At 47.6% G+C, this 4,249-nt stretch carries 2 protein-coding genes; both read left to right on the plus strand.

Annotated elements, in window-relative coordinates:
• Nucleotides 1-207: 207 nt before the first annotated feature.
• Nucleotides 208-1,557: a cytochrome P450 gene (locus H6F66_RS09880; RefSeq protein WP_190420680.1), complete on the plus strand. Its 1,350-nt coding sequence runs from the start codon at nucleotides 208-210 to the stop codon at nucleotides 1,555-1,557.
• A gap of 371 nt (nucleotides 1,558-1,928) precedes the next feature.
• Nucleotides 1,929-3,752, plus strand: a complete 1,824-nt coding sequence (locus H6F66_RS09885) for an aspartate kinase (RefSeq protein WP_190420682.1) — start codon at nucleotides 1,929-1,931, stop codon at nucleotides 3,750-3,752.
• The last annotated feature ends 497 nt before the right edge of the window (nucleotides 3,753-4,249 follow it).

The following is a 4,249-nucleotide window of genomic DNA, read 5'->3' on the forward strand; positions in this document are numbered from 1 at the left end:
TTATGAGTTATTGCCAGAAACATCGGAGACTTTTATTTATCTGGCAATGATCCGTATCATGGTCAGGCGGTTGGCATAATATTTAACCCCTCACCACTTTTCAAACATCCTCTAAGGCAGCTCCTCTTGACACTCCCTATTGTAATTACGATACTTAAGCGTATCGATATTAATGCTGTTCATTTGTTGTGGAGCCAAGAGAAAACAATGACAACCACCAAACAAGCGCGATCGCTACCTTTACCTCCTGGGAGCTTTGGTCTACCAATTATTGGCGAAACCATTAGCTTTTTACGCGATCCAAACTTTGTACAGAAGCGACACCAGCAATATGGACGAATCTTCAAAACTCATGTATTGGGTCGTCCTACCATCTTCTTGATTGGAGCTGAGGCAACCCGCTTTCTCTTTGCCAACGAGAAACACTACTTTTCTGACGGAATTGCGAATGGTGTCCCCCCGCAGACCAAAGCATTGATGGGAACTGGATCGGTAGTGATGCAGATGGGGGATGAACATCTAAGACAGCGCAAACTGCTATCGCAAGCCTTCCAACCTCGCGCACTAGCAGGGTATGCCTCCACAATGGAGGAGATTAGCCGCAGTTATCTCCACAAGTGGGAGCTTTTGGGTCAGTTTTCCTGGTACTCGGAACTAAGAAAATACACGCTAGATGTGGCTTGCAAGTTGCTGATAGGAACCGAAGCTGCCAGCGATCGCGATTTTGGCGAGTGGTATGAAATTTGGGGAAAGGGGCTACTTTCCATCCCCGTACCCTTACCTTGGACAAAGTTTGGTCGGGCGTTACGGTGTCGCAAGCTGATACTGGCGCGAATTGAGGAGATAATCAAAGAGCGTCAACAACAAGCTACATCGACTCAGGATGTCTTAGGTTTATTGTTGCAAGCGCGGGATGAAGACGGAAACACTCTGAGTTTGCAGGAACTCAAAGAGCAACTTCTGACCCTATTATTTGCGGGTCACGATACGTTGTCATCTGCCCTTTCTTCGTTATGTCTTCTATTAGCGCAGCATCCAGAAGTTAAAGAGGCTATCCGTGCAGAGCAAAAGCAATTGGGGTTTCCCCAACCGCTGACGCTGGAGAATCTGAAGCAGATGACCTATCTAGAGCAAGTCTTGAAGGAAGTTCTGCGAGTCTTTCCTCCATCAACTGGTCCTAGAGAAGTCATTGAATCTTGCGAGTTTAACAGCTACTTAATCCCCAAAGGTTGGAAGGTGCTTTATCACAGCGGCACAACTCATCAAGATAGCAGCATCTATACTCAGCCAGAATGCTTTGACCCAGAGCGTTTTGCACCCGAACGGGCGGAAGATAAACAAAAACCGATGAGTTATATCCCGTTTGGTGGCGGATTGCGAGAATGTCTGGGGAGGGAGTTTGCCAAGCTGGAGATCAAGCTGTTTGCTGCGTTGTTAGTCCGCGAGTATGAGTGGGAACTGCTTCCCGGACAAAACTTAGATATGGTGATGCTACCGACAGTCTATCCCCGCGAGGGTTTAAAGGTGAAGTTTTGGCGGAGAGTGCAGCACGACTAGGAAAGCGCCTCGCAATGCTTATCAAATCGCACTAAAGCTGTAAGGTGGGCGATGCCCACGCAACTAACACGGCTATCTTTGAATTTGTGCAGCTAGAATTTTTAGCGATCGCATTATCCTTGAACCGTAAGCGCTTCGCCCTATCTCCACACCCCCCGCGATAGATGTTTGACGATAATCAATCAACACAATCTAAAGTCAGCCTGTTTTGTCCCAGCAAGTCTGATAATTTAATTAGGTTAAATTAAGATGCCTTGCCGTGTCAGCCTGTCGCACCTTTGGTGCGGTTACGAGCTTAGGCAGGCTTGGTTTGTGTAGCCACAGGCTAAGGCAATGTGGGTATATCCCTAGGCAGGATTGGTGAGAGAATTATGGCGCTAATAGTCCAAAAATACGGCGGAACTTCAGTAGGATCGGTTGAACGCATTCAAACAGTCGCACAGCGCGTTCACAAAACAGTCCAGATGGGCAACTCGTTAGTTGTCGTAGTTTCCGCAATGGGTAAAACTACTGATGGGTTGGTAAAATTAGCTACCGAGATATCGAATAATCCCAGTCGCCGGGAAATGGATATGCTGCTCTCCACAGGCGAACAAGTTACCATCGCCTTGCTGAGTATGGCATTGCAGGAATTGGGACAACCAGCAATTTCTCTGACGGGCGCACAGGTAGGAATTGTTACCGAAGCTGAACACACCCGCGCCCGGATTCTGCACATTCAGACAGAGCGCATGGAACGTCACCTAGACGCGGGTAAAGTAGTTGTGGTGGCTGGTTTCCAAGGCATCAGCAGCATAGAAGATTTGGAAATTACCACTTTGGGACGCGGCGGATCTGATACTTCAGCGGTGGCACTGGCGGCAGCTTTACGAGCAAGCTGTTGCGAAATATACACGGATGTACCGGGAATTTTTACCACAGATCCCCGACTGGTGCCAGAAGCACAACTAATGGAAGAAATTACCTGCGATGAAATGCTGGAATTAGCCAGCTTGGGTGCAAAAGTGCTGCATCCGCGCGCTGTGGAGATTGCGCGGAATTACGGCGTGGAGTTGGTGGTGCGTTCCAGCTGGACAGATGACCCCGGTACGCGAGTGATCTCCCCGACACCCAAGCCGCGATCGCTACAAGATTTAGAAATTGCTCTACCAGTAGACGGGGTAGAATTTGATACCGATCAGGCGAAGATAGCGCTGTTGCGGGTACCGGATCGTCCTGGCGTGGCGGCGCGGTTATTCGGTGAAATTGCCCATCAAGCCTTAGACATCGACTTAATTATTCAGTCAATACACGAAGGCAACACCAACGATATTGCCTTTACTGTCAGCAAAAACGTCATCAATCGGGCGGAAGCAGTAGCAGCAGCGATCGCGCCCGCCCTCCGCAGCCAAAACAGTCCAGAACAGGGAGAAGCAGAGGTGATGGTGGCGCGGCACATCGCCAAAGTCTCCATTGCTGGTGCGGGGATGATCGGTCGTCCTGGCGTGGCGGCGCAGATGTTTGCCACTCTCTCTAGTGCGGGGATCAATATTCAGATGATTTCCACCTCGGAAGTGAAAGTTAGTTGCGTAGTTGATGCGGATGATTGCGATCGCGCTATTTCCCTGCTTTGCCAAACTTTCGAGGTAGATAGTTCCCCAGTCAGACCTAGTGGGCATTTACAACACACAAACACACCAGAATCTTCTCCTCCGGTGCGCGGTGTCGCCCTAGATTTCAACCAAGCACGTCTAGCGATTCGCCACGTTCCAGATCGTCCGGGAATGGCGGCGCAAGTGTTTGAATTATTAGCCCAAAAAAATATCAGCGTGGATATGATTATTCAATCGCAACGCTGTCGGGTAATTAATGGCATCGCCACCCGTGATATTGCTTTCACCGTCGCCCAAGCGGATGCACAAGAAGCGCAAAAAGCACTCTTATCAATCGCACCTTCATTAGGTTGCGGTGAAGTTGCAGTGGATACTGCGATCGCTAAAGTTAGTATCGTTGGTTCCGGAATGGTGGGACAACCTGGGATCGCCGCCAAAATGTTTGAAGCCCTATCCCAGCACCAAATAAATATTCAGATGATTACTACATCTGAAATCAAAATTAGCTGCGTTGTTGCCCAAGATCAAGGTGTTCTTGCCTTACAAGCAATTCACACCGCCTTTGGGCTTGCAGGTACTCAGAAAATCCAAGTTCCCGCATAAATTCTAGCTAATTTTGTTAATTAATAAAGGTGATCGCATCCTTCAAACGGAGAATGCGATCGCTTCTACTGCTTTTTTGCAAAAATACGATAATTTTCTTATGCACAAGTGAGGCCAATTAGTCATGACTCAAGAACTCATAGACTTGGTGATGAAAAGTTTAGGAAAGCGACAGCGACCGTCGCAAAAAACTTTTTTTGTGCTTAACTAAAAATTTATATCTGCGGAGGTATTGCTTTATTATAAAGTTTCGTAAAAGCAACTTATAAAATTTTTAGTAAATCTTATAAAGTAATGATTAACAAAATGCGATCGCCCTTTCTTAATCAGTAGACCTCTTGCAAAAGTCGCGGCTGGGGTAAGATAAGGACTGAAATTATGCGCTCGCGGACTCTTTCGTTGCGTTCGCCCCGCTCCATTGATAAATAAAGCTTATGAAATATGAGCAGGTGAAACATCTCAAACCAGCAGAATTTAAACGGTTTTGGGGCGTCACT

The organism is Trichocoleus sp. FACHB-6 (assembly GCF_014695815.1).
Taxonomy (GTDB): Bacteria; Cyanobacteriota; Cyanobacteriia; order Cyanobacteriales; family FACHB-T130; genus Funiculus; species Funiculus sociatus.

Bases quoted from the DNA above. Each gene is read 5' to 3' on its own strand.
- H6F66_RS09885 (WP_190420682.1), top strand. From the start codon at position 1,929: ATGGCGCTAATAGTCCAAAAATACGGCGGAACTTCAGTAGGATCGGTT.
- H6F66_RS09880 (WP_190420680.1), top strand. From the start codon at position 208: ATGACAACCACCAAACAAGCGCGATCGCTACCTTTACCTCCTGGGAGC.